General features: G+C 39.0%; 2 protein-coding genes and 1 pseudogene. All 3 read left to right on the top strand.

All coding sequences use genetic code 11. From position 1 onward, the window contains the following. Window positions 1–461: pseudogene (locus PROVRUST_RS19940) on the top strand (phage tail protein); the annotation flags it as partial. After that, the gene (locus tag PROVRUST_RS18610; protein WP_006816468.1) at window positions 448–951 is read left to right on the top strand and encodes a tail fiber assembly protein; all 504 of its coding nucleotides are present in this window, start codon (window positions 448–450) and stop codon (window positions 949–951) included. The pseudogene PROVRUST_RS19940 and the gene PROVRUST_RS18610, both read left to right, overlap by 14 nt. A gap of 113 nt (window positions 952–1,064) precedes the next feature. Beyond that, window positions 1,065–1,145, top strand: an 81-nt coding sequence (locus PROVRUST_RS20250; protein ID WP_248696653.1) for a hypothetical protein, incomplete at its 3' end; no start/stop codon positions are given.

Below are 1,145 nucleotides of genomic sequence, written 5' to 3'. Positions count from 1 at the left end.
TAGCAGCGGGTGATGTTGGCGCTTACACCAAGGCAGAAACGGACACCAAAGTTGCTGATGCGAAAAAAGCCGGTACAGATGCACAGGCAACAGCCAATGCTGCCAATACTGCGGCAACTAATGCTAATAATAATGCAAATGGTCGAGTGCCTAGTACACGAAAAGTGAACAATAAGCCGCTAAGTGCAGATATCTCACTGACAGCGGGTGATGTGGGTACTTATACCAAATCAGAGATTGATAGTAAAATATTGGCATCAGTTAATAATAAAGTATTTAGGGTCTCGGCACCTACAGAAGTAGGAATGGGAATTAGCGGTTGGTCCTCATTTTCAACAGATCAATTTATTGTTGGAATGAGAAATAAAAACGGTGGACCGGGAGACGTATGGTGTGATCGATTAAAAATCGCGAGTCTACAAATTATGGTTAATGGAGTGTGGGTAAATGTCACTAACTAAAAAGTTTGAGCGGTATATTCCTAATGAAGATCATTACTCTAACGTTGTTTATTTGCAGAATATTGATGGAGATTGGTATAAACAGCAGGATAGTTTTAGTCAGGAAACACTTAAAATTCTCTATGATGATGATGGGATTATCGTTTCAATGCATCATGATGTTTCAATGCTCTATCCAGAGGGAGCTTACATTTTAGAAGTTGAACCTAATACTGAGATTGATACTAATATACACAGAGTAAAGAATGGTGAGTTATATATGTATCAAACACCAAATGAAATAAGCACATTGCAGAATGAAAGACAGAAAAAAAGTCTTTTAATAGAAGCCGGTAATATTATAGAGCCGCTTCAGGATGCAGTTGACTTAGATATTGCAACAGGCGAAGAAATTAAAAAATTAAAAGCATGGAAGACATATCGTGTTCAGCTCAATAGAGTTGATACATCTTTAGCACCAGATATTCATTTTCCTGAAAAGCCAGAATAATCACGATAAGCCTCAAATGGGGCTTTGTTTCATTCCTCATACAATCCCTATATCGTGCATTTCACTTATCCCACATCCAGAATTGAGCTATTGCAAAATAGAGGACGCTAGTAATGGCTCAAGATTATCACCACGGCGTGCGAGTCGTCGAACTGAACGAGGGTACGCGCCCTATTCGCACCATTAATACAGCT

This window comes from Providencia rustigianii DSM 4541 (genome assembly GCF_000156395.1).
In the GTDB taxonomy this organism is placed as follows: Bacteria; Pseudomonadota; Gammaproteobacteria; order Enterobacterales; family Enterobacteriaceae; genus Providencia; species Providencia rustigianii.
Note: the sequence above shows the minus strand (reverse complement) of the source record. Positions and strands in the feature narration are given on the sequence as shown.